Below are 24,682 nucleotides of genomic sequence, written 5' to 3'. Positions count from 1 at the left end.
AAGCGGGCGGAACTGCGTCGGCATGGACGCGGGGAAACATCCTTGCAGGAACCAGGGCTGAGATAATTCCCTATCCTCCGCAGCACCACGCATTTTCGACCGCCTCCATGACCCCTCCGATCAGCGCAGAACAGCAACGGCTGACGGCCCTGCGGGCCACCGGTCTGCTGGACACTCCGCCGACCGAGGAGTTCGACCGCATCACGCGGCTGGCCAGCCGCCTTTTCGGCGTTCCCATCGCGCTCGTCAGCCTGGTGGACGCGGACCGGCAATGGTTCAAGTCGCAGATCGGCCTGGCCGTTCGCGAAACCTGCCGCGAGGATGCCTTCTGCGACCACACCATCCGGTCCTCGGAGGTCATGGTGGTGGAAGACGCGCTGCAAGACCCGCGCTTCGCCGCCAACCCGCTCGTCCAGGGAGCGCCGTATATCCGCTTCTATGCCGGAGCCCCACTGATCCTGCGGGGCCACCACCACCTGGGCAGCCTGTGCCTCATCGACACCGTCCCCCGCACGTTCGACGGCGCACAGCAGCGGCAGCTGGAAGACCTGGCCGCTCTGGTGATGGCCCAGATCGACCTGCAGTGCGCCGCCGCGCGCGTGGACGAGTCCACCCTGCTGCCCAACCGGACGCAACTGCTGCAGGACCTCCATGGACTGTGCCTGGCCGCGCCCGGCGAGCACCGCGTGCTGGTCCTGCTCGAGCTCCTGCCGCACGACGGCATCATGGACGCTGCCCGGGCCATCGGCATGCAGCCCATCGAACAGCTGACCTACGAGGCAGGCAGGCGGCTGGCCTTCTTCGTCGGCAACCAGTCCCGCGTGTACCACACCGGCGTCGCCCGGCTGGCGCTCGTGCTGCGGGACTCCGACCAGCAGACCGTGGCGCAATTCACGCAGCAGTTGCTGGACACACTGGTCGCGCCGCTGCCGACGGGCTCGGGCATCGTCATCAACCAGCGGCGCCGCATCGGCCTGGCCCCCTTCACCCTCGAGCCGGCCGACGCCGTCGATTCCCTGCGGCGCGCCAACGCCGCGCTCTACCACCAGCCGATGTCCGGCACGGCTGTCTGCAGCTACGACGCCGCGGTGGACCTCAGCTACCGCCGTTCCTACGAGCTCATGGCCAGCATTCCCCGCGCGCTCATGGCGGGAGAATTCCGGCTGGTGTACCAGCCGCAGTTCGAGCGCGCTTCCACGCGTTACACCTGCCTCGAGGCCCTGATCCGCTGGGACCATCCCCAGCTGGGCCCGGTGTCGCCCGGCGACTTCATTCCCCTGCTGGAGAAGACCACCTACATCCAGGCCGTCACCGAATGGGTGCTGAACACGGCACTGGCGCAGATACGCGCGTGGGAAGACGACGGCCTGCAGGTGGACGTGGCGATCAACGTCTCGCCGCGCAACCTCGAGCAGCCCGGATTCGCCGCCATGCTCCAGGACGCCTTCGCCCGGCACCGGCTCGCCCCCTCGCGGCTCGAGATCGAATGCACCGAGAACGCGGTGCTGACGGAAGGCCCCACCCTGGAAGGCATCAAGGCGGCCCGCGCCATGGGCGTGCGCGTGGCGCTCGACGATTTCGGCACCGGCTACTGCAATTTCGGATGCCTGTACGACCTCTCGGCCGAGGTGCTCAAGCTCGACCAGGCCCTGATCCGTCCCATTGGCACCGATGCCCGCGCCCTCGATGTCGTGCGCGGCATGGTCCAGCTCGGCCACACCCTGGGCTACCGCCTCCTGGCCGAGGGCGTGGAAACCGCCGAAGTGTTCGACCAGCTCATGGAACTGGGCTGCGACCAGGTACAGGGCTATTACCTGAGCCGCCCGCTGCCACCCGCCGAGGCCTTCGCCTTCGTGCATCGCTGGAACCTGCTCGTCACTCCCGGGCAGGACTGAGCGGGCAGGAACAACGCCCCCGTCTCAGGCCGCGCCGTGGCGGCAGCTAACGCTCCGCGTCAGAGGGCCTGCGCTCCGGATCGAAGGGAAAGTCCGGCTGCAGGATATCCACGCACGCCTCGCAGGCCAGGAACCGGGACCGCTGCCCACGGCTCACCGCACCCCATCCCGTTCCGCTGTCGATGGAGACCGTCACGGTCCGGCCATCCGAAAAGACCACCGTGGCATCCGCCGAGCAGTCGTCCAGGATGGCATTGCGCCGGTATGAGCCGCTGTCCGTGAGGGCGGCATGCTGCAGGAAGAATTTCACCCGCCTGGCATCCAGCGCCAGGCCGCGGCAGTCCACTTCCGGAGCGAACCGCGCCTGGGCAGCAGGGCGTTCGATGGTGATTTTCTGGATTTTCGCGTGGGCGAAGGGAAGTTTTTCTGTTCCCGCATTGGCGCCAACAGCCGAGAGGGCCGACAACACAAGCCAAAGAGAACATATGTATGGCGACCTCATCTCAAAACAGCAGTAGCAGCCTCGGTTCTCTGTTTATAGCTGACGTCAGGATGTCGATGTATCTCTTCTAATGGCACATGAAGAGTACTGACCAATCCCCCCAACAAATACTGCAAAGCTACTTGTTGTGCAGTAGTGAGCGGATCATAGACACCAAATTTATCGACAAAGGAATTCTTTTCGATATCCGTAAGTCCTACCGGCATGCGAACATGGGCTGGCAGGCGGCATTTTCCGACAACTTCTATTCCCACGCTATCCAAGTTGGAAGGATAGCGCTGCGGCACAGTCTTCACCATCTCCAGGCGGTTGGTCGCATCTGGTGAGAACTTCTGGTACCTAATGACTTCCGAGGGTGTGCATCGATGTTCAGCCATGCAGCGGGCCTTTATTTTACCTACGTGCCTCGTTGTTCGAAAAAGAGAGGCCGTCTGATAAATACATCCATTTTTTGCAACAAGAAAATGGGCGCCATTCGCATTTGCCCGAGCATAGCTCGCAAACACTGAAAACTCATCCTCCGAATCCGTCTGATGAATTATCAATCCACGCACAAGTGCCATTGAAGATCGCTCAATGGCTGGGAAACGCCTTTCCTTGACACGCGAATCTCCTACGATCATTCCCATATCGTTTACATTGAACATCAAAAATAAACCTCCAGGTAGCACCGATTCCTAATTTTCATCAGGAATAGTGCTCTAGGACATCAACTTAAGAAATGCTCAACATAAACAACGAAAATTTTCGCGAGCAGAACCGCCGCCTCACCCCACCCACTTGCGCGCATTGCGCCAGATGCGCATCCACGGGCTCAGCGCGTTGCGGTCTCCGCTGGTCCAGCTCATCTGGATGTTGCGGAACACGCGCTCGGGGTGCGGCATCATGGCCGTGAAGCGGCCGTCCGCCGTGGTCACCGCCGTGAGCCCGCCCGCGCTGCCGTTGGGGTTGAACGGATACTGCTCGGTGGCGGCACCATGGTGGTCCGCGAAGCGCATCGCCGCGATCGCCTGGGCGGCATTGCCGCGGCGCGCGAAGTTCGCATAGCCTTCGCCATGCGCCACGGCGATCGGCAGCCGGCTGCCGGCCATGCCTGCGAAGAACAGGCTGGGGGACTCCAGCACCTCCACCAGCGACAGGCGGGCCTCGAAGCGCTCGCTCTGGTTGGTCGTGAACCGCGGCCAGGCGGCAGCGCCCGGAATGATGTCGGCCAGTTCGGCGAACATCTGGCAGCCGTTGCACACGCCCAGGCCGAAGGTGTCGGCGCGGCCGAAGAAGCCCCGGAACTGTTCCGACAGCACCGGGTTGAACGTGATCGAGCGCGCCCAGCCGATGCCGGCGCCCAGGGTGTCGCCATAGCTGAAGCCACCGCAGGCCACCACGCCCTTGAAGTCCGCCAGCTTCGCGCGACCCGACTGCAGGTCGGTCATGTGCACATCGTAGGCATCGAAGCCCGCCTCGTTGAACGCATAGGCCATCTCGATGTGCGAGTTCACCCCCTGCTCGCGCAGGATCGCGACCTTCGGCCGCGCGAGGTTCAGGAACGGCGCCGCCACGTCCTCGGCGGGGTCGAACGTCAGTGCCACGTGCAGGCCCGGGTCATGCGGAGCGCCCGCCGCCGCATGCTCGGCATCGGCGCAGGCCGGGTTGTCGCGCTGCTGGCAGATCTTCCAGCTCACGGCGTCCCACACTTGGTGCAGGTCGGACAGCGACGCGCTGAACACCGCCTTCACGTCGCGCCAGACCTGCAGCTCGCCCTTGCCCACGTCCATGGCGGACGCCGCGGGACGTGTCTTGCCGACGAAGTGGCTGAACTTCGAGAGGCCGTGCTCGCGCAGCGTCTGCATCACCTCATTGCGCTCGGCGGTGCGCACCTGCAGCACCACGCCCAGCTCTTCGTTGAAAAGCGCCTTGAGCGTCAGCTCCTCGCGCCGCGCGCTCACCTGCTGCGCCCAGTTCTTGGCGTCACCCGTCTCCATGCGGCTGTCGGCGATGCCGTCGCCTTCCGTCACCAGCAGGTCAACGTTCAGCGCCACGCCCACGTGGCCCGCGAAGGCCATCTCGGCCACCGCGGCCAGCAGGCCGCCGTCGCTGCGATCGTGGTAGGCCAGGATGCGGCCCTGCGCGCGCAGCGCGTTCACCGCATCCACCAGCCTCACGAGATCCTGCGCGTCGTCCAGGTCGGGCACCTCGCCGCCCTCCTGGCCCAGCACCTGCGCCAGGATGCTGCCGCCCATGCGGCAACGGCCACGGCCCAGGTCCACCAGCACCAGCGTGGTGTCCTCCTCCATGGCGTCAAGCTGCGGCGTCAGCGTGCCCCGCACGTCGGACAGCGTGGCGAACGCGCTCACGATCAGGCTCACCGGCGAAGTGACCTTCTGCGCGGCGCCGCCCTCATCCTTCCACTGCGTACGCATGGAGAGCGAATCCTTGCCCACCGGAATGCTGATGCCCAGCTGCGGGCACAGCTCCATGCCCACGGCCTTCACGGTGGCGTACAGGTCGGCATCCTCCCCCGGCTCGCCGCAGGCCGCCATCCAGTTGGCCGACAGCTTCACGCGCGGCAGCTCGATCGGTGCGGCCAGCAGGTTGGTGATCGCCTCGGCCACGGCCATGCGGCCCGAGGCCGGTGCGTCGATCGCGGCCAGCGGCGTGCGCTCGCCCATCGACATCGCCTCGCCCGCAAAACCCTTGTAATCGGCCAGCGTCACGGCGCAGTCGGCCACGGGCACCTGCCACGGGCCCACCATCTGGTCACGGTGCGAGAGCCCGCCCACCGTGCGGTCGCCGATGGTGATCAGGAAGCGCTTGGAGGCCACCGTGGGATGCGCCAGCACGTCGATCACAGCCTTCTGCAGCGGCACGCCGGTGAGCTCGATCGGCGCGGCCGCGCGGCGCACCGTTTTCACGTCGCGGTGCATCTTGGGCGGCTTGCCCAGCAGCACATCCATCGGCATGTCCACGGGGAATTTCTGGTCGCCCGCTTCCACGGCAGTGTCTTCCAGCACCAGCTGGCGCTCGCCCGTGGCCGTGCCGATCACGGCGAACGGGCAGCGCTCGCGCTCGCAGAACGCGCGGAAGGTATCCAGCGATTCGGGCGCGATCGCCAGCACGTAGCGCTCCTGGCTCTCGTTGGACCAGATCTCCTTGGGCGCCAGGCCGGATTCCTCCAGTTGCACCGCCCGCAGGTCGAAGCGCGCGCCGCGGCCCGCATCGTTGGTCAGCTCGGGGAACGCGTTGGACAGCCCGCCCGCGCCCACGTCGTGGATCGCCAGGATCGGGTTCTGCGCGCCCTGCGCCCAGCAGTGGTTGATGACCTCCTGCGCGCGCCGCTCGATCTCGGGGTTGCCGCGCTGCACCGAATCGAAATCCAGTTCGGCAGCGTTGGTGCCGGTGGCCATGGAACTGGCCGCGCCGCCGCCCATGCCGATGCGCATGCCCGGGCCACCCAGCTGGATCAGCAGGGTGCCGGCCGGAAACTCGATCTTCGTCGTCAGGCCCGCGTCGATCACGCCCAGGCCGCCCGCGATCATGATGGGCTTGTGGTAGCCGCGGCGCACGCCGGCCACGTCCTGCTCGTACTCGCGGAAGTAGCCCAGCAGGTTCGGCCGGCCGAACTCGTTGTTGAAAGCCGCGCCGCCCAGCGGGCCTTCCACCATGATCTGCAGCGGGCTCGCGATGTGCTCCGGCTTGCCGCCCGCCTCGTCGCTCCAGCCGCCCCAGAGCTTGGACACCGTGAAGCCCGTGAGGCCGGCCTTCGGCTTGGAGCCGCGGCCCGTGGCGCCCTCGTCGCGGATCTCGCCGCCCGCGCCCGTGGAGGCGCCGGGGAACGGAGAGATCGCCGTCGGGTGGTTGTGCGTCTCCACCTTCATGAGCACGTGGTGCGTCGCGTCGCTCTTGCGGTAGGCGGGCACTTCCTGCGCCGCGCGCCCGGTGGAGGCCGGCGCGATGAAGCGCTCCACGGCGCTGCCTTCCATGATGGAAGCGTTGTCGGAGTAGGCGACGATCGTGTGCTGCGGCGCCAGTTGGTGGGTGTTGCGGATCATCGCGAACAGGCTCTTGTCCTGTTCCTCCCCGTCGATGGTGAAGCGCGCGTTGAAGATCTTGTGGCGGCAGTGCTCGCTGTTGGCCTGCGCGAACATCATCAGCTCGACATCGGTGGGATTGCGGCGCAGCGAAGTAAAGGCATTGACGAGATAGTCGATCTCGTCGTCCGCCAGCGCCAGGCCCCAGCGGGTGTTCGCCCCTTCCAGCGCGGCGCGCCCGCCGCCCAGCACGTCCACGAATTCCATGGGCACCGCGGGCAGCTCGGTGAACAGGTCGGCCGCCCCGGCCCGGTCCCACAGCACCGATTCCGTCATGCGGTCGTGCAGCAGCGCGGCCACGGCCTGCTTCTGTGCATCGGTCAGCGTGGGCACGCCGCCCAACAGGCCCGGGCGCAGCGACAGCCGGTATTCGGTCACCCGTTCCACGCGGCGCACGTGCAGCCCGCAATTGCGCACGATGTCGGTGGCCTTCGATGCCCAGGGCGAGACGGTGCCGATGCGCGGCGCGACCACGATGGCAGGGCCGGAGTCCGGGCCTGCGTAGGGGTCGCCGTAGGTGAGCAGGGCTGCCAGGCGCTCGCGGTCGGCCGGCGTCGGTTCGGCATCGGTGGCCACCAGGTGCACGAACCGGGCTGCGACTCCCTCGATGCGGTCGTGGATGGCCTGCAGGCGAGGCAGGAGCTGCTGGACGCGGAAGGGGCTGAGGGCGTTGCTGCCTTCGAACGAGGTAAGGTGCAGGGTCACTTTGGCGGCCTGTTGCGGGAAAGGATGGGGCTCGGAGCAGGAGGCCGCGGCCGGCGGGCGGGCCGCTGAATGGGGCCAGCCTCCGGGGCGTCGCGGCGCGTTCGGCGGAGCCCGCCATTTTACCGGGCCCGCGCCTTCGGCCGCCCGCCACTGCCGTCGCGTCCGCGGAGGCACCGTACGGCCCCCGATGGGATAATCCCCCCATGAGCATCACCATCAAGTCCGCCGAGGAAATCGCCGGCATGCGCGAAGCCTGCCGCCTGGCTTCGGAAGTGCTGGACCACATCACGCCCCATATCCGTCCCGGCATCACCACGAACGACGTGGATCGGCTCGCCGCCGAGTGCATGGCCGCACAGGGCACCATCTCGGCCACCATCGGCTACCAGCCGCCGGGCTACCCGCCCTACCCCAAGTCGCTCTGCACCTCGCTCAACCACGTGGTCTGCCACGGGATTCCGAACGACAAGCCCCTCAAGAAGGGCGACATCATGAATGTGGACGTCACCGTCATCACCAAGGACGGCTGGTACGGCGACAACAGCCGCATGTACCTGATCGGCGATGTCTCCATCGCCGCGAAGCGCCTGTGCCAGCTCACCTTCGAGGCGATGTGGCTGGGCATCCTGCAGGTGAAACCGGGGGCGCACCTGGGCGACATCGGCCATGCCATCCAGAAGTTCGCAGAAGGCCACGGCCTGTCGGTGGTGCGCGAGTTCTGCGGCCACGGCATCGGCAAGAAATTCCACGAAGAACCCCAGGTGCTGCACTACGGCCGCCCCGGCACGCTCGAGGAACTGGTGCCGGGCATGACCTTCACCATCGAGCCCATGCTCAACGCCGGCCGCCGCGAGGTCAAGGAGCACGGCAACGACGGCTGGACCATCGTCACCAAGGACCACAGCCTGTCAGCCCAGTGGGAGCACACGGTGCTCGTGACCGAGACGGGCTATGAGGTCCTCACCCTGTCGGCCGGCTCGCCGCCGCTGCCGCCGTTCGTCACGGCCGTGAAGACCTGACGGCTGCGCTGGCGCGCACAGGCGCAGCATGGTTCTTGCTTGCGGTACGGCCATGCCAGCCGACCGCGCTCCGACGCCCCCACCGCCCTCTTCCCCGCACGCCATGCCGCCCACGCTTTCGGAACTCCAGCCCCTGCGCGACGCCTACCGGCAGGACAAGGCCACCCTGCTGGCCAGCCTGCAGTCCCGGGGGGCGTCCACCCGCAGCGTGCGCCCCCTGCTCGGCAAGCTCTCCGCCCTCGCCGACCGGCTGCTGCGCACCCTGTGGCAGCGGGCCGGCCTGCCGGACAGCCTGGCGCTGCTGGCCGTGGGCGGCTACGGCCGCGCCCAGCTGTTCCCCTATTCCGACGTGGACGTGCTCGTGCTGCTGCCCGACGGCAGCGAAGCCGACTGCGAAGGCCCGCTGCGCCCCGCCATCGAGGCCTTCATCGGCAGCTGCTGGGACGCCGGGCTGGAAATCGGATCCAGCGTGCGCACCGTGGCCGAGTGCCTGACCGAGGCCGCAGCCGACGTGACCGTGCAGACCTCGCTGCTGGAGGCCCGCCGCATCATCGGCAGCGCTACCCTGGTGGCGGATTTCCAGGAGCGCTACGACGCTCAGATGGACCCGGAGGCCTTCCTGGTCGCCAAGACCCTGGAAATGCGCCAGAGGCACAACAAATACGAGAACACGCCCTACGCGCTGGAGCCCAACTGCAAGGAGTCGCCCGGGGGCCTGCGCGACCTGCAGACCGTGCTCTGGGTGGCCCGCGCCAGCGGCCTGGGCCGCAACTGGAAGGAACTGGCCGCCCACGGCCTCGCCACCGACTTCGAGGTACGGCAGATCGAGCGCAACGAAGCCCTGCTGTTCCTCATCCGCGCGCACCTGCATGCCATCGCCGGCCGGCACGAAGACCGGCTCGTCTTCGACCTGCAGACCGCCGTGGCCGAGTCCTTCGGCTACCGCAACCAGGCCGCCGCCGAAGGGCAGCGCCAGCGCCTGCGGGCGAGCGAAAGCCTCATGCGCCGCTATTACTGGGCGGCCAAGGCGGTCTCGCAGCTCAGCCAGATCCTGCTGCTCAACATCGAGGAACGCCTCTCGCCGCCTTCCCACGAACTGCGGCCCATCAACGAGCGCTTCTACGACAAGTCAGGCCTCATCGAAGTCGCCAGCGACGACCTCTACCACCGCGCCCCGCACGCCATCCTGGAAACCTTCCTGCTCTATGAGACCGAGGAAGGGCTGAAGGACCTGTCGGTACGCACCCTGCGCGCGCTCTACAACGCCCGCGGCGTCATGGACGCCGCCTTCCGCCGCGACCCCGTCAACCGGCAGCAGTTCCTGCGCATCCTCCAGCAGCCCGTGGGCATCACCCATGCCATGCGGCTGATGAACCAGACCTCGGTGCTGGGCCGCTACCTCTGGCCCTTCCGGCGCATCGTCGGGCAGATGCAGCACGACCTGTTCCACGTCTATACAGTGGACCAGCACATCCTCATGGTGCTGCGCAACGTGCGCCGCTTCTTCATGCCCGAGCATGCGCACGAATACCCCTTCTGCTCCCAGCTCGCCGGCGGATGGGACAAGCCCTGGCTGCTGTACCTCGCAGCCCTCTTCCACGATATCGGCAAGGGCCGCGGCGGCGACCACTCACGCATCGGCGCCGAGGAAGTGCGCCACTTCTGCCGCCAGCACGGCGTGAGCGCGGAAGACGCCGCGCTCGTCGAATTCCTGGTGGCCGAGCACCTCGCCATGAGCCAGGTGGCGCAGAAGCAGGACCTCACCGACCCCGATGTCATCGCCGCATTCGCCCGGCGCGTGGGCAGCGAGCGGCGCCTCACCGCGCTGTACCTGCTCACCGTCGCGGACATCCGCGGCACCAGCCCCAAGGTCTGGAACGCCTGGAAAGGCAAGCTGCTGGAAGACCTCTACCGCGCCACGCTGCGCACGCTGGGCGGGCGCGCTCCGGACGCCGCCGCCGAGGTCGAGGCCCGCAAGCGCGAAGCGCTGGTCCTGCTCGCGCTCAACGCCCAGCCCTTCGAGGGCCACAAGAAGCTCTGGGACACGCTGGACGTCGGCTACTTCATGCGGCACGAGGCGGCAGACATCGCCTGGCACGCGCGCCACATGGCCCGCCACGTGGGCGCGGGACGCTCGGTCGTTCGTGCCCGCCAGTCGCTGGCCGGCGAAGGCCTGCAGGTGGCCGTGTACGCCCCCGACCAGCCGGATCTCTTCGCGCGCATCTGCGGCTATTTCGACCGCGCGGGATTCAGCATCCTGGACGCGCGCGTGCACACCGCCAGCAACGGCCACGCGCTCGACACCTTCCAGATCGTCGCACCGGAGCAGGCCGGCCACTACCGCGAACTCACCCACATGGTCGAGAGCGAACTCGCGCGCACCATCGAGGAAGGCGGAGCGCTGCCCGAACCCGGCCGCAAGCGCGTCTCGCGCCGGGTCAAGAGCTTTCCCATCACGCCGCGCGTGGCCCTGCGGCCGGACGAGAAGGCCCAGCGCTGGATCCTGCACATATCCGCCAGCGACCGCGCCGGCCTGCTCTACCTGGTTGCGCGCGTGCTCTCGCGCCACCACCTCAACGTGCAACTCGCCAAGGTGAGCACGCTGGGCGAGCGCGTAGAAGACACCTTCCTCATCCAGGGCCCGGAACTGCAGCACAACGCGCGGCAGATCCAGATCGAGACCGAACTGTTGGAAGCGCTGTCGGGCTGAGCCACCGCCCGGCAGCAGGAGAGGCGACACAACGCGTCAGTCGTCCTCGTGCTCCGCGATGTCCGGGAACAGCACGTCCGCATAGCCGAAGCGCGAGAAGTCGCGGATGCGCATCGGGTACAGCTTGCCCACCAGGTGGTCGCACTCGTGCTGCACCACCCGGGCATGGAAGCCTTCCACCGTGCGGTCGATCGGAGTGCCATGCTCGTCGAAGCCCGCGTAGTGGATGCGCGACCAGCGCGGCACCACGCCCCGCAGCCCCGGCACGGACAGGCACCCTTCCCAGTCCTCTTCCTCTTCGTCGCCCAGCGGCGTGATCCGCGGATTCACCAGTACCGTGGGCGGTACCAGCGGCCGGTCGGGGTAGCGCGGATTGCGCTCGTTCGAGCCGAAGATCACCACCTGCAGGTCCACCCCGATCTGCGGCGCGGCGAGGCCCGCGCCATTCACCGCGCGCATGGTGTCCCGCATGTCCTGCACCAGCTGCAGCAGCGAAGGCGTGCCGAATTCGGCGACGGGCCGGGCGATGCGCAGAAGACGCTCGTCGCCCATCTTGAGGATGTCGTGGATGGCCATGTAAAAAGAAAAAGCTCGCGAGACGGCCGGCGGCGTGGATCGCCGCAGGTCCAGGGGAACGCAGCATATCGCCCCTGCATATCGGCAGGCACAATCGCCCCATGCCCGCACCGCCCACGGATCCCCTGCCTCCGCCTCCCGCCCACGGATCCCCTGCCTCCGCCTCCCGCCCATGCGCCGCTGCCGGCGCCGGTGCGCTGGCTGCTGCTGGCGTTCGCCGCGCTCAGCCTGGGCCTGGGCATCGTCGGCATCTTCGTGCCCGGGCTGCCGACCACCGTGTTCGTCCTAATGGCCGGCTGGGCGGCCGCACGCAGTTCGCCGCGGCTGCATGCCTGGCTGTGGCGGCATCCGCTGTTCGGCTCCATGCTGCGCAACTGGGCCGACGGCGGCCGCGTCAGCCGCCGCGCGAAATGGAGCGCCACGGCCATGATGGCTCTGTGCGGCGTCGTGCTCGTGGTCAGCTCCGCGCCGCGATGGGTGGCCATCGGCGCGTCGGCCTGCATGGCGTGCGTGCTGGCGTGGCTCTGGTGCCGCCCCGAGTGAACTCTTTTGCCATGGGCACATGAGTTTTTCGATCAGGCTGTTTTTTGTGTATATAATCTAAGTCTTGTTCCTCGATAGCTCAGTCGGTAGAGCGCCGGACTGTTAATCCGTAGGTCCCTGGTTCGAGCCCAGGTCGAGGAGCCAAGAAGTTTTTGCAGCGGGCACTGCAACCGGACAAGGCCCGCTTACATTCGAAAAGTCATTCCTCGATAGCTCAGTCGGTAGAGCGCCGGACTGTTAATCCGTAGGTCCCTGGTTCGAGCCCAGGTCGAGGAGCCACATCAAAGGCCACCCCCAGGGGTGGCCTTTTTATTTTCCGATTCTGGTTTGCGCGCCGGTTGCCGCCTCGGCCCCGGCAGCATGTAGCGCACATGGCCTCCTGGGGGGCGCACAATGGCACCCAGCCACCCTGCCCGCCCATCTGCACGCATGCCATCGCCCCCTCCGCTCGCCTGGCTCGAACCCGACGACCCCTTCCCGCCCGTGGCGCACGCCTGGGGCCCAGGGGACCCGGCCCCCGGCCTGCTCGCGGCCGGCGGGGCCCTCGATACGGCACACCTCCGCCAGGCCTATGCCCAGGGCATCTTCCCGTGGTTCAGCGCGGGGCAGCCCATCCTCTGGTGGAGCCCGGACCCGCGCATGGTCCTGCACGTGGAGTCGTTCCGCCTGCACCGGTCGCTGCGGCGCACCCTGCAGCGCTTTCGCACGACACCCGGCTGCGAGATCCGCGTGGACCACAGCTTCCCCGACGTGATCCGCGCCTGCGCGCAGACGCCGCGCGGCGGACAGCACGGCACCTGGATCGTGCCGGACATGATCGCCGCCTACGAGGAGTTCCACCGCGCAGGCCACGCCCACAGCATCGAGACCTGGCAGGACGGCCGGCTGGCCGGCGGCCTCTACTGCATCGGCATCGGCAGGGCAGTCTTCGGCGAGTCCATGTTCGCCCATGCCACCGATGCCTCGAAGATCGCCCTGGCGGCGCTCGTCTGCCTGTGCCGCCGCCACGGGGCGGAATGGATCGACTGCCAGCAGAACACCGCCCACCTCGCATCGCTCGGCGCCCGGGAAATCCCGCGCGAGCGTTTCCTGCGCAACGTGCAGGCCGCCACCGCCCTGGCACCGATGACCTGGCGGTTCGATTCCTTATACTGGGACGCATTGCTGCCCCCCTCGCCCGGCCCGCAATGACGCAACTCAACGACCTTCCGCTGCAGACCCTGCAGTTCTACGCGACGGCCCCTTACCCGTGCAGCTACCTGCCGGACCGGCAGGCCCGGTCCCAGGTCGCCACGCCCAGCCACCTGATCCAGAGCGACGTGTATTCCGACCTGGTGGCGCGCGGGTTCCGCCGCAGCGGCATGTTCACCTACCGCCCCTATTGCGACGGCTGCCAGGCCTGCACGCCTCTGCGCGTGCTGGCGGGTGAATTCCGGCCCGACCGCAGCCAGCGCCGCGCCTGGAAGCAGCACAGCGGCCTCCAGACCCGCGTGCTGCGGTTGTGCTACGAGCCGGAGCACTATCAGCTGTATCTCCACTACCAGCGCGCCCGCCATTCCGGCGGCGGCATGGACCACGACAGCATCGACCAGTACACGCAGTTCCTGCTGCAAAGCCGCGTGAACTCGCGACTGGTCGAATTCCGCGATCCGGCGCCCGACGGCGAGACAGGCACGCTGCGCATGGTGTCCATCCTCGACGTGCTGGACGACGGCCTGTCGGCCGTCTATACCTTCTACGATCCCGATCCGGACTGCAGCTACGGCACCTTCAACGTGCTCTGGCAGATCGAGCAGGCGCGCACGCTCGGCCTGCCGCACGTCTACCTGGGGTACTGGATCGCCGAGAGCGCCAAGATGAACTACAAGTCGCGCTTCCATCCACACGAATTGCGGGTGCACGGCGAGTGGCAGCGCGGCGGCTGAGCTCCCACGCCACGGCCGGGTTTTTCATAAGATAAAATTCCCGGACATTGCCTTGGCCGAGAACCATGAAAAAAGACGACGCAGGCGCCTCCTCCAAACCCAGCGTGCAGGTGCTGGAGCGCATGTTCACCCTCATCGACGTGCTCGCCTCCCGGGAAGAAGCCATTCCCCTGAAGGAAATCAGCGAGAAGACGGGGCTGCATCCCTCCACCGCGCACCGCATCCTCAACGACCTGACCCTCGGCCGCTTCGTGGACCGGCCCGAGTCGGGCAGTTACCGGCTCGGCATGCGGCTGCTGGAGCTGGGCAACCTCGTCAAGGCCCGGCTGAGCGTGCGTGACGCCGCCCTCCTGCCCATGCGCAGCCTGCACAAGCTGACCCAGCAGCCCGTCAACCTCAGCATGCGCCAGGGCGACGAAATCGTCTATGTCGAGCGAGCCTACAGCGAGCGCTCCGGCATGCAGGTGGTCCGCGCCATCGGTGGCCGTGCCCCCCTGCACCTGACCTCCACCGGCAAGCTGTTCCTGGCAGTGGACGACCCGCAGCGCGTGCGCGCCTATGCCGTGCGCACCGGGCTGGCAGGCCACACGCGCAACAGCATCACCCAGCTGCCGGCGCTGGAACGTGAACTGGGCCAGGCCCGGCAGTACGGCATCGCCCGCGACAACGAGGAACTGGAACTGGGTGTGCGCTGCATGGCGGCAGGCGTGTTCGACGACCAGGGCCAGCTCGTCGCCGGCCTGTCGATTTCAGCCCCGGCCGACCGCCTGGACGAAAACTGGCTGCCCAAGCTGCAGGCCACCGCGGACGAGATCTCTGCCGCCCTGGGCTATGACCGCAGCCGGGCCCAAAAGGACGCGGGCTCGTCCCAGCGGTAGAGCCCATGGAAAAAGGCCATGCGCCGTTCAGCGCATGGCCTGGGATGCGAGGATTGCCGCCGCGCGAGGTGCAATCCCGTGGGCTCAGTCCAGTTTCGCGCTCGTCGTACCGCCCGAGGCATGCAGCGTGCTGGCGGAGCCGAGCGCCGGCAGCTTCTCCACCCAGTGGCGCACGCGCTCGGCATCGCCCAGCCGGCTGAACTTGCCGGCGGAATCCAGGAATACCATGATGAGCTTGCGGCCCGCGATATGGGCCTGCATCACGAGGCAGCGGCCCGCCTCGGAGATGTAGCCCGTCTTCTGCAGGCCGATGTCCCACGCGGGGTTCTTCACCAGGCGGTTGGTGTTGTTGAAGTGCAGCGTGCGGCGGCCCACCGCCACCTCGTAGCCCGGCGACGTGGTGAGTTCGCGCAGCAGCGGGTCGGAATGGGCGACATTCACCAGCGTGGCGAGATCACGCGCGCTCGACTGGTTGTGGCTGGACAGCCCCGTGGGCTCCACGTAGCGGGTCTCGGTCATGCCGATCAGGCGGGCCTTGGCATTCATGCGGGCCACGAAGGCCTCCAGGCCGCCAGGGAACGTGCGGCCCAGGGCATGGGCGGCGCGGTTCTCGCTGGACATCAGGGCCAGGTGCAGCATTTCCCCGCGCGTGAGCGTGGTGCCCACTGCCAGGCGGGAGCTGCTGAACTTCTCGGTATCGACGTCGTCCTGGGTGATCGTGATCGGCTCATCCATGGGCAGCTTGGCCTCGGAGATCAGCAGGCCGGTCATGAGCTTGGTGAGCGACGCGATGGGCAGCACCGCGTGGTCATTCTTGCTGAGCAGCACCTCCTGGGTGTCCTGGTCGATCACCAGCGCCACGCTGGACTTCAGGTCGAGGGGGTCGGCCACCGAATGCAGGCCGGCGACTTGGCCGAAGGACTGGCGTTCGGGCACCACGGCCGCCACGCGGGGGGCGAGCCGGGCACTGCTGGCAACGGAGCGCGTGGCCTTGACACGCGTCACGGCCTTGCGGGGTACGGCCTTGGTGGACCGCGATGCCGTGCGCTGCTGCTTGGCGGTGGCCGTGGCGGCCGGCTTTTTCGCTCCCGCTTTCTTGCGCTCGGCCGCGTGCGCTCCAGGAACGGCCAGTGCAAGGCTCAATGCGCAGAAGGCCAGCGCATGGATGAGCCGGGGGACGATGCGGCAGCGTTCTTGCATCAGATGCTCCAAGCGGCAAAAAATTGTATGACAGTGTATGTGAGCAAAAAAAGTCGCGCAAGATCAATATCTTGCGCGACCTTCTCAATGAAGTAGCTGAATTATAAATTCCAGTTTCAGCCTTGCGCAGCCACGCGTTCGGCTTTGCTTTGCAATTTGTTCAACGCGCTCAGGTATGCCTTGGCTGACGCGACGACGATATCCGGGTCCGCGCCCACCCCGTTGACGACCCGTCCGCTGTCCTGCAGGCGCACCGTCACCTCGCCCTGGCTCTCCGTGGAGCCGCTGATCGCATTCACCGAGTACAGCACCATCTCGGCGCCGCTGTTCACGTGCGACTCGATGGCCTTGAGCGATGCATCGACCGGGCCGTTGCCCTCCGATGCACCGTGCACTTCCTTGCCATCGACGGTGAAGACCACGGTGGCATGGGGCCTTTCTCCGGTCTCGCTGCGCTGCGACAGGGACACGAAGCCGTAGCGCTCGCCGGCGCCTGCCGTGGCGTCGCCGCTGACCAGCGCCAGGATGTCCTCGTCGAAGATCTCGCTCTTGCGGTCCGCGAGTTCCTTGAAGCGCAGGAAGGCGGCGTTCACGTCCGCCTCGCTCTCCAGCTGCACGCCCAGGTCCTGCAGCCGCTGCTTGAACGCGTTGCGCCCGCTCAGCTTGCCCAGCACGATCTTGTTGGCGGTCCAGCCCACGTCCTCGGCCCGCATGATCTCGTAGGTATCGCGGGCCTTGAGCACGCCGTCCTGGTGGATGCCGCTGGCATGGGCGAAGGCGTTGGCGCCCACCACGGCCTTGTTCGGCTGCACGACGAAGCCCGTGGTCTGGCTCACCATGCGGCTGGCGGCCACGATGTGCTGCGTATCGATGCCCAGCTCCAGGCCGAAGTAGTCGCGCCGCGTCTTCACGGCCATGACGATCTCCTCCAGCGAGCAGTTGCCCGCCCGCTCGCCCAGGCCGTTGATGGTGCACTCGACCTGGCGCGCACCGCCGATCTTCACGCCGGCCAGGGAATTGGCCACCGCCATGCCGAGGTCGTTGTGGCAATGCACCGACCACACGGCCTTGTCGCTGTTGGGGATGCGTTCGCGCAGGTTCTTGATGAAGTTGCCGTAGAGCTCGGGAATGGCATAGCCCACCGTGTCCGGGACGTTGATCGTCGTGGCACCCTCGGCGATCACGGCCTCCAGCACGCGGCAGAGGAAGTCGGGCTCGCTGCGGTAGCCGTCTTCCGGGCTGAATTCGATGTCGGCCACGAGATTGCGCGCGAAGCGCACGGACTGCTTCGCCTGCTCCAGCACCTGCTCCGGCGTCATGCGGAGCTTCTTTTCCATGTGCAGCGGGCTGGTGGCGATGAAGGTGTGGATGCGCGCGCGCTGCGCATCCTTGAGCGCCTCTGCCGCGCGGGCGATGTCGCGGTCGTTCGCGCGGGACAGCGAGCACACCGTCGAATCCTTGATGGCCTGCGCGATGGCCTGCACCGCCTCGAAATCCCCGTTCGAGCTGGCGGCGAAGCCGGCCTCGATCACGTCCACCTTGAGGCGCTCGAGCTGGCGGGCGATGCGCAGCTTCTCGTCGCGGGTCATCGAGGCGCCGGGCGACTGCTCGCCGTCGCGCAGGGTGGTGTCGAAGATGATGAGTTTGTCGGACATCGTGTGCTCCTTGTCGTTAGTGGGCCGGCACTCCACCCCGCCGGGTATGGGGCCCCGCAAGAAAAAGGCCCGCTGCCATGTGCATGCGGGCCTTCGTCGGTTATGCCTTGCGGTGCCTGGACGCAGGAAGGGGGCACTCCCCTGGCAATGTAGCACAAGCCCGGCAGGCGCCGGGCCCGCATCACTTGTGCAGGCCGCGCTCGTCGGGCTCGTCCGTGGAGATGCTGATGACGCTGCTGTGCTGTCCCTTGGCCTTGCGCCAGGCATAGACGCCGTAGCCGCTCAGTCCGTAGAGCACGAAGACGCCGAAGAGCACCGTGGGCGGATGGATGTTCACCACCGCGATGCCCAGCGCGATCAGCACGATGGTGGCGAACGGCACGCTGCGCTTCATCTGGATGTCCTTGAAGCTGTAGAACGGCACGTTGGTCACCATGGTGAGGCCGGCGTACAGGGTGACGCCGAACATCAGCCAGCAGATGTGGCCCCAGGCCACCCAGGCATCCGCCCCGCGCTGCACGCCCAGCTCCGTCATCAGCCAGATGAAACCCGCCACCAGGGCCGCGGCCGCCGGGGACGGCAGCCCCTGGAAGTACCGCTTGTCCACCACGCCGGTGTTGACGTTGAAGCGGGCGAGCCGCAGCGCCGCGCATGCGCAATAGACGAAGGCAGCGATCCAGCCCCAGCGGCCGAGGCCCTTGAGCGCCCATTCGTAGGCGATGAGCGCGGGAGCCGCGCCGAACGACACCATGTCGGACAGCGAATCCATCTGCTCGCCGAAGGCGCTCTGGGTGTTGGTCATGCGGGCCACGCGGCCGTCGAGGCTGTCGAGCACCATCGCGCAGAACACGCCGACCGCAGCGAGGTCGAAACGGCCGTTCATGGCCATCACGACGGCATAGAAGCCGCCGAACAGCGCTGCCAGCGTGAAGAGATTGGGCAGGATGTAGATGCCCTTGCGGCGCTTGCGCGTCATCACGCCCGGGGTGGCCGCGGCGTCCTTGCCATCATGCATCGGGCGCACCTCCGGCCGCTGCGGATGCGGCGGTGCATTCAACCATTGGATTCATGGACATGGGATATACGGCGTAGGCGAATGAAACCGTGGAGTGTAGAGCGCCCGGGACGTGGGAGCCGGGACCCGGGCCCGCAAAGAAAGAAAGGCCACCCGGGCGGGTGGCCTTCCTCGGACCGCGTGGCGCTCGCCACGGCGGACAGGGATCAGTTGCGGGTCTGGTCCACGAGCTTGTTCTTGGCGATCCAGGGCATCATCGCACGCAGCTGCGCACCCACGACCTCGATCTTGTGGTCGGCCGTGTTGCGGCGGCGGGCCGTCATGCTCGGGTAGTTCAGGCGGCCTTCCTGGATGAACATCTTCGCGTAGTCGCCGTTCTGGATGCGCTTGAGCGCATTGCGCATGGCCAGGCGCGACTGCTCGTTGATGACCTCGGGGCCCGTCACGTACTCGCCGAACTCGGCGTTGTTCGAGATCGAGTAGTTCATGTTGGCGATGCCGCCTTCGTAGATCAGGTCCACGATGAGCTTGAGCTCGTGCAGGCATTCGAAGTAGGCCATCTCGGGAGCGTAGCCGGCTTCCACCAGCGTCTCGAAGCCCATCTTGATCAGCTCGACCGCGCCGCCGCACAGCACGGCCTGCTCGCCGAACAGGTCGGTCTCGGTCTCTTCCTTGAAGTTGGTCTCGATGATGCCGGCCTTGCCGCCGCCGTTGGCCATGGCATAGGACAGGGCCAGGTCACGGGCCTTGCCGGACTGGTCCTGGTGCACGGCCACCAGGTGGGGCACGCCGCCGCCCTGGCTGTAGGTGGAGCGCACCGTGTGGCCGGGAGCCTTCGGGGCCACCATCCACACGTCCAGGTCGGCGCGGGGCACCACCTGGTTGTAATGCACGTTGAAGCCGTGGGCGAAAGCCAGGGAAGCGCCCTGCTTGATGTTCGGCTCCACGTTGTTCTTGTACACCTCGGCGATCTGCTCGTCGGGCAGCAGGATCATCACGACGTCGGCGGACTTCACGGCCTCGTTCACTTCGAGCACCGTCAGGCCGGCCTTGCCGACCTTGTCCCAGGACGCGCCACCCTTGCGCAGGCCGACCACGACCTTCACGCCGCTGTCGTTCAGGTTCTGGGCGTGTGCGTGGCCCTGCGAGCCGTAGCCGATGATGGCCACGGTCTTGCCCTTGATCAGGCTCAGGTCACAGTCCTTGTCGTAGAAAACTTTCATGTTGTTGGCTCCAGGTTGAATCGGTGAATAAAAGATGTAGGGGAAGGGCCGCGTGGCTAGACGCGGAGAATGCGTTCGCCGCGGCCGATGCCGCACGCGCCGGTGCGCACGGTCTCCAGGATGGCGGTGCGGTCGATGGCCTGCAGGAAGGCATCGTTCTTGGACTGGTCGCCGGTCAGCTCCACGGTGTAGCTCTTCTCGGTGACGTCGATGATGCGGCCGCGGAAGATGTCGGCCATGCGCTTCATCTCCTCGCGCTCCTTACCCACGGCCCGGACCTTGACCATCATGAGTTCGCGCTCCGTGTAGGAACCCTCGGTCAGGTCCACCACCTTCACGACTTCGATCAGGCGGTTGAGGTGCTTGGTGATCTGTTCGATCACGTCATCGGAGCCCGTGGTCTGGATGGTCATCCGCGAGAGGGACGCATCCTCGGTGGGCGCCACCGTGAGGGATTCGATGTTGTAGCCCCGGGCCGAGAACAATCCCACCACGCGCGACAGGGCGCCCGGCTCGTTCTCGAGCAGAACGGCAATGATGTGTTTCATGAATGAAGATTCCTCTTTTCGCTGCCCTCCCCTGGGACCGGTAAGCTCCAGGCTCGGCAGGCAATAGATTCGTCGAAAGGCGCCACCCGCAGGGATGGCGCGACAGGGCGGGAGCCGGCCCCTGCGGCGCTTCAACGGCTCAGAGATCCTCCGAGCCCAGCAGCATTTCCGTGATGCCCTTGCCGGCCTGCACCATAGGGAACACGTTCTCGGTGGGATCGGTGCGGAAGTCCAGGAAGACGGTCCGGTCCTTGAGCCTGCGGGCCTCGCGCAGCGCGGGCTCCACGTCCTGCGGGCGCTCGATGAGCAGGCCGACGTGCCCATAGGCTTCGGCGAGCTTCACGAAGTTCGGCAGCGCATCCATGTAGCTGTGGCTGTAGCGGCCGGAGTACTCGATCTCCTGCCACTGCCGCACCATGCCCAGGTAGCGGTTGTTGAGCGAGCAGATCTTGATCGGCGTGTTGTACTGCAGGCAGGTCGAGAGTTCCTGGATGTTCATCTGCACCGAACCTTCGCCCGTGATGCAGAACACCTCGCTCTGCGGCTTCGCCAGCTTGATGCCCATGGCGTAGGGAATGCCCACGCCCATGGTGCCCAGCCCGCCGGAATTGATCCAGCGGCGCGGCTCGTCGAAGCGGTAGTACTGCGCCGCCCACATCTGGTGCTGGCCCACGTCGGACGTGATGTACGTGTCCGCGTCCCTGGTCATGTTCCACAGCGTCTCGACGACGAACTGCGGCTTGATGACCTCCTGGTTGCCCCGGTCGTACTTGAGGCAGTCGCGGCGGCGCCAGCCTTCGATCGTGTCCCACCAGGAGGCCAGCGCGCCCGCGTCGGGCCGCACCGTGGATTCGCGGATCATCGAGATCAGTTCCGTGAGCACGTCCTTGACGTCGCCCACGATGGGCACATCCACCTTCACGCGCTTGGAAATGCTCGACGGGTCGATATCCACGTGGATGATCTTGCGGTCGTTCTGCGCGAAGTGCTTGGGGTTGCCGATCACGCGGTCGTCGAAGCGCGCACCCACGGCCAGCAGCACGTCGCAGTTCTGCATGGCGTTGTTGGCCTCGATCGTGCCGTGCATGCCCAGCATGCCCAGGAACTTGGGCGAGCTCGCGGGATAGGCGCCCAGGCCCATCAGCGTGTTGGTGACCGGATAGCCCAGCATGTCCACCAGCGTGCGCAGTTCCTGCGTGGCGTTGCCCAGCAGCACGCCGCCGCCGGTGTAGATATAGGGGCGCTTGGCGGTGAGCAGCAGCTGCAGCGCCTTGCGGATCTGTCCGCCATGCCCTCGGCGGACCGGGTTGTAGGAGCGCATCTCCACGCTCTGCGGATAGCCGTGGTAGGGCACCTTCCGGAAGGACACATCCTTCGGGATGTCCACCACCACGGGGCCGGGCCGGCCGGTGCGGGCGATGTGGAAGGCCTTCTTCAGGGTCTCCGCGAGGTCGCGCGTGTCCTTGACCAGGAAGTTGTGCTTGACGATGGGGCGCGTGATGCCCACGGTGTCGCATTCCTGGAAGGCATCCAGGCCGATCGCCGGAGTGGGCACCTGACCGGAGATGATGACCATGGGAATCGAATCCATGTAGGCCGTCGCGATGCCGGTCACCGCGTTGGTGAGGCCGGGGCCGGAGGTCACCAGCGCCACGCCCACGTCGCCGGTGGCGCGCGCATAGCCGTCCGCCGCGTGCACGGCAGCCTGCTCGTGCCGCACCAGCACGTGCTGGATGGTGTCCTGCTTGTAGAGGGCGTCGTAGATGTAGAGCACGGCCCCGCCCGGGTAGCCCCACATGTATTGCACGCCTTCTGCCTGCAATGCCTTGATGAGGATCTCGGCCCCCATGAGGTCCTGGGGAGCGGCGGAGGTGTGGGTTCCGCCCGCCTGCGCGGCGGTGGATGCCGAAGAGATTTCGGCCCTGGAGATTTCCATGATCAACCTTTGTGAATTTCTCTGACGAAAAACCTAGGGTGCTCCTTGCAAGGTTCTTGTGGAACCAGCGTGGAACTTGAGGCCTCGGACATGGGCGAAATGATGGATGCGCCGGACCGGGACCCGTTTGCCTTTTTGAATTGCAGGGCGGATTATGGCACTGCCGACCTGCGCGGCGACGCGCCCGGTCCAAAAAACATCACGCCGATGCGATAATGCATGCTGAACACCCGCCGTCGCGTTGCGCGCCGGGCGGCCCTCATCCCCTGCCCTTCCCGGGCCCCGACCTCTCTTGGCGACCGAACAGGAACTGTCCGACTTTCTCAAAAGCGTGGAAAAGCGAGCCTTCAAGCGCTCGCTCTACCATGTGCGCAACGAGGAAGCGGCATTGGACATCGTCCAGGACAGCATGCTCAAGCTGGCCGAGCACTATGGGGACAAGCCGCCCGCGGAGCTCCCCATGCTGTTCCAGCGCATCCTGTCCAACTGCACCCTGGACTGGTTCCGGCGCCAGAAGACCCGCAATGCGCTCTTCTCGAACATGAGCGATTTCGAGGGGCCGGGCGAGGACGGCGACGATTTCGACCTGCTGGAAGCCTATTCGGGTCCCGAGGACCGGCAGACGTCGCAGAGCGCGGAAGATCTCGTGCGCCGCGCCCAGGTCTTCCGGGACATCGAATCCGAGATACAGGAGTTGCCCGCCCGTCAACGGGAGGCGTTTTTGATGCGTTACTGGGAAGAGATGGATGTTGCGGAAACAGCGGCGGCCATGGGCTGCTCGGAAGGCAGCGTCAAAACCCATTGTTTCCGCGCCATCCAGACCCTCAGCAAGGCACTGAAGGCACGAGGAATCGAACTATGAACTCCACTTCCCAATCCCTTTCCGTCCAGGAAGCCGGCGCGGAGCGATTCGCCCGCCGCGTCACCGCGCGCCTGTCCGAGGGCACGGCGGACATGCCCTACGACATTTCGGAACGCCTGCGGGCCGCCCGCGTCCAGGCCGTTTCCCGCCGCAAGCGGGTGGCGTCGGTCCCCGTGCTGCAGACGACGGGCGCGACCGCCGTGTTCGGAAGCAAGGGAAGTGCCACCCTGGGCGGGGGCGGAGAAGGCCGGACCTGGTGGCGTGCGCTGGTATCCGCCATTCCCCTGACGGCCCTGGCCGTCGGCCTCGTGGTCATCAACGTGTCACAGGAAGAGAAGGGCATGAACGAGGTGGCGGAAGTGGACGCGGCCCTGCTCACCGACGACCTCCCGCCATCCGCCTATGCCGATCCGGGCTTCCTGCAGTATCTCAAGACCACCGCACAGACCCCGAAACGTTGATTTTCTTTCCTGCATGCCCATAGCCTCGCTCGCCGCTCCACGACTGATGCCAGCCACCGTGCTGGCTTTCGCATTGCTGGGCGCGCTGTCCGTGCTGGGCTGGCAGGCGTGGAAACAGGCGGGCATGGCGCCCAGCACGCCCCTGCCGGCCGAGGCCCTGGCCAGCAAGCACACGGCCCGCGGCCCCGAAGTCCGCTTCGCCGTCCCCGACCCGGACGGAGCAGGCACGGGACCGGCGTGGAACGAACTCTCCGCAGCGCAAAAGCACGCCCTGGCCCCCCTGGGTGTTCGCTGGGCCACCATGAGCGAGGCGCAGAAGCGCCACTGGCTGACGCTGGCGGCATCGTTCCCGCACCTGTCCGCGCACGAGCAGCAGAAGCTGCAGGCCCGCATCACCGACTGGGCCAGCCTCAGCGGCCAGCAGCGCAGCCAGGCACGGTTGAACTACGCCCTGACGAACAAGCTCTCCGTCGATGACAAGCGCGCCCAGTGGGAGGCCTACCTGGCGCTGAGCGAGGAAGAGCGCAGGCAGCTGGCGGCCCATGCCGCGCCCCGGCCGGCGGGCGCCGCGACCGCGATACGCCCGATATCCCCGCGCAAGCTGGCCCGGGTGCCGGCCGCGACCGCCGCGGCGAACCGTGCCAACGCCCCCAAGATCCCTGCGCCGCCGGCTTCCCATCCCATGCAGGCGCTGCCCGTGATCGTGGCCCCCGCCGCGGTGCTTCCGGCTTCCGCTGCGGTGGTCGAGACGCAGCCCGTGGCAGTGCCCAGTGCAGTGGCCGGGCCATTGCCACCCCTGTCCTCGGCATCCGAGTCTGCTGCGCCCTCCGCACCGGCGGCGGCACCGTCCTCCCAGGAATCCAGGGACAGCGAGTCGCAGTATGCGCCGCAATAATCCGGGGATGCCCTCCACGACATCCTCCGGCCTCGAAACACCTCACTCC

Annotated in this window: 21 protein-coding genes and 2 tRNA genes; 13 read left to right on the top strand and 10 right to left on the bottom strand. The window is 66.9% G+C overall.

What is annotated here, in order from left to right; all coding sequences use genetic code 11:
- Positions 1–107: 107 nt before the first annotated feature.
- Complete coding sequence (locus ACAV_RS10805) at positions 108–1,895, top strand: putative bifunctional diguanylate cyclase/phosphodiesterase (protein ID WP_013594611.1); 1,788 nt, start codon at positions 108–110, stop codon at positions 1,893–1,895.
- A 46-nt stretch (positions 1,896–1,941) separates the two neighbouring features.
- Here ACAV_RS10805 and ACAV_RS10800 read toward each other — a convergent pair whose 3' ends face one another.
- The 3 genes from ACAV_RS10800 to purL form a co-directional block, all read right to left on the bottom strand.
- Entirely contained in the window at positions 1,942–2,364 is a 423-nt protein-coding gene (locus ACAV_RS10800; RefSeq protein ID WP_225981508.1) for a hypothetical protein, read from the bottom strand.
- 29 nt (positions 2,365–2,393) lie between these two features.
- The gene (locus ACAV_RS24095) at positions 2,394–3,044 is read right to left on the bottom strand and encodes a peptidoglycan recognition protein family protein (protein WP_013594609.1); all 651 of its coding nucleotides are present in this window, start codon (positions 3,042–3,044) and stop codon (positions 2,394–2,396) included.
- Positions 3,045–3,164: 120 nt separating this feature from the next.
- Positions 3,165–7,187, bottom strand: coding sequence for a phosphoribosylformylglycinamidine synthase (gene purL, locus ACAV_RS10795; RefSeq protein ID WP_013594608.1), 4,023 nt, complete (start codon positions 7,185–7,187; stop codon positions 3,165–3,167).
- A 203-nt stretch (positions 7,188–7,390) separates the two neighbouring features.
- Between purL and map the strand changes: the two genes are divergently transcribed.
- On the top strand, positions 7,391–8,206 hold the full coding sequence (gene map / locus ACAV_RS10790) for a type I methionyl aminopeptidase (RefSeq protein WP_013594607.1): 816 nt from the start codon (positions 7,391–7,393) through the stop codon (positions 8,204–8,206).
- A gap of 103 nt (positions 8,207–8,309) precedes the next feature.
- Entirely contained in the window at positions 8,310–10,916 is a 2,607-nt protein-coding gene (locus ACAV_RS10785) for a [protein-PII] uridylyltransferase (RefSeq protein WP_013594606.1), read from the top strand.
- Positions 10,917–10,952: 36 nt separating this feature from the next.
- On the opposite strand, the gene def is transcribed toward ACAV_RS10785, so the two are convergent.
- On the bottom strand, positions 10,953–11,492 hold the full coding sequence (gene def / locus ACAV_RS10780; RefSeq protein WP_013594605.1) for a peptide deformylase: 540 nt from the start codon (positions 11,490–11,492) through the stop codon (positions 10,953–10,955).
- A gap of 192 nt (positions 11,493–11,684) precedes the next feature.
- On the opposite strand from def, the gene ACAV_RS10775 reads away from it, so the two are divergent.
- The 6 genes from ACAV_RS10775 (at position 11,685) to ACAV_RS10750 (ending at position 14,838) form a co-directional block, all read left to right on the top strand.
- On the top strand, positions 11,685–12,035 hold the full coding sequence (locus ACAV_RS10775; RefSeq protein ID WP_013594604.1) for a YbaN family protein: 351 nt from the start codon (positions 11,685–11,687) through the stop codon (positions 12,033–12,035).
- Between the two features lie 68 nt (positions 12,036–12,103).
- Positions 12,104–12,179 (top strand) — tRNA-Asn (locus tag ACAV_RS10770).
- Between the two features lie 59 nt (positions 12,180–12,238).
- Positions 12,239–12,314: transfer RNA gene (locus ACAV_RS10765), tRNA-Asn, on the top strand.
- Positions 12,315–12,464: 150 nt separating this feature from the next.
- Positions 12,465–13,226, top strand: coding sequence for a leucyl/phenylalanyl-tRNA--protein transferase (aat, locus tag ACAV_RS10760; RefSeq protein WP_013594603.1), 762 nt, complete (start codon positions 12,465–12,467; stop codon positions 13,224–13,226).
- Positions 13,223–13,960, top strand: a complete 738-nt coding sequence (locus tag ACAV_RS10755; protein ID WP_013594602.1) for an arginyltransferase — start codon at positions 13,223–13,225, stop codon at positions 13,958–13,960. Before aat ends, ACAV_RS10755 begins: the two co-directional genes overlap by 4 nt.
- Positions 13,961–14,025: 65 nt before the next feature.
- Positions 14,026–14,838, top strand: coding sequence for an IclR family transcriptional regulator (locus ACAV_RS10750; protein ID WP_013594601.1), 813 nt, complete (start codon positions 14,026–14,028; stop codon positions 14,836–14,838).
- An 84-nt stretch (positions 14,839–14,922) separates the two neighbouring features.
- Here ACAV_RS10750 and ACAV_RS10745 read toward each other — a convergent pair whose 3' ends face one another.
- From ACAV_RS10745 to ACAV_RS10720, 6 genes are all read right to left on the bottom strand, one after another.
- Entirely contained in the window at positions 14,923–16,038 is a 1,116-nt protein-coding gene (locus tag ACAV_RS10745) for a serine hydrolase (RefSeq protein ID WP_013594600.1), read from the bottom strand.
- A 116-nt stretch (positions 16,039–16,154) separates the two neighbouring features.
- A complete protein-coding gene (locus tag ACAV_RS10740; protein ID WP_013594599.1) occupies positions 16,155–17,693 on the bottom strand; it encodes a 2-isopropylmalate synthase in 1,539 nt (512 codons plus the stop codon).
- A gap of 181 nt (positions 17,694–17,874) precedes the next feature.
- Positions 17,875–18,708 carry a CDP-diacylglycerol--serine O-phosphatidyltransferase gene (gene pssA / locus ACAV_RS10735; RefSeq protein ID WP_013594598.1) on the bottom strand — a complete coding sequence of 278 codons (834 nt, stop codon included), beginning with the start codon at positions 18,706–18,708 and terminating at the stop codon, positions 17,875–17,877.
- Positions 18,709–18,914: 206 nt separating this feature from the next.
- On the bottom strand, positions 18,915–19,931 hold the full coding sequence (gene ilvC, locus ACAV_RS10730; RefSeq protein ID WP_013594597.1) for a ketol-acid reductoisomerase: 1,017 nt from the start codon (positions 19,929–19,931) through the stop codon (positions 18,915–18,917).
- 56 nt (positions 19,932–19,987) lie between these two features.
- Complete coding sequence (ilvN, locus tag ACAV_RS10725; protein WP_011796185.1) at positions 19,988–20,479, bottom strand: acetolactate synthase small subunit; 492 nt, start codon at positions 20,477–20,479, stop codon at positions 19,988–19,990.
- Between the two features lie 139 nt (positions 20,480–20,618).
- Positions 20,619–22,415 carry an acetolactate synthase 3 catalytic subunit gene (locus tag ACAV_RS10720; protein WP_013594596.1) on the bottom strand — a complete coding sequence of 599 codons (1,797 nt, stop codon included), beginning with the start codon at positions 22,413–22,415 and terminating at the stop codon, positions 20,619–20,621.
- Between the two features lie 69 nt (positions 22,416–22,484).
- On the opposite strand from ACAV_RS10720, the gene ACAV_RS24615 reads away from it, so the two are divergent.
- From ACAV_RS24615 to ACAV_RS10705, 4 genes are all read left to right on the top strand, one after another.
- Positions 22,485–22,631 carry a hypothetical protein gene (locus ACAV_RS24615; RefSeq protein WP_157768759.1) on the top strand — a complete coding sequence of 49 codons (147 nt, stop codon included), beginning with the start codon at positions 22,485–22,487 and terminating at the stop codon, positions 22,629–22,631.
- A gap of 76 nt (positions 22,632–22,707) precedes the next feature.
- The gene (locus ACAV_RS10715; RefSeq protein WP_013594594.1) at positions 22,708–23,277 is read left to right on the top strand and encodes an RNA polymerase sigma factor; all 570 of its coding nucleotides are present in this window, start codon (positions 22,708–22,710) and stop codon (positions 23,275–23,277) included.
- The gene (locus ACAV_RS10710; protein WP_013594593.1) at positions 23,274–23,738 is read left to right on the top strand and encodes a DUF3619 family protein; all 465 of its coding nucleotides are present in this window, start codon (positions 23,274–23,276) and stop codon (positions 23,736–23,738) included. The genes ACAV_RS10715 and ACAV_RS10710 overlap by 4 nt, the downstream gene beginning before the upstream one ends.
- A 13-nt stretch (positions 23,739–23,751) precedes the next feature.
- Positions 23,752–24,633 (top strand): DUF3106 domain-containing protein, encoded by an 882-nt coding sequence (locus ACAV_RS10705; RefSeq protein ID WP_013594592.1) that lies wholly within the window; start codon positions 23,752–23,754, stop codon positions 24,631–24,633.
- Positions 24,634–24,682 lie beyond the last annotated feature (49 nt).

Source organism: Paracidovorax avenae ATCC 19860 (genome assembly GCF_000176855.2).
GTDB classification, from domain to species: Bacteria; Pseudomonadota; Gammaproteobacteria; order Burkholderiales; family Burkholderiaceae_C; genus Paracidovorax; species Paracidovorax avenae.
Note: the sequence above shows the minus strand (reverse complement) of the source record. Positions and strands in the feature narration are given on the sequence as shown.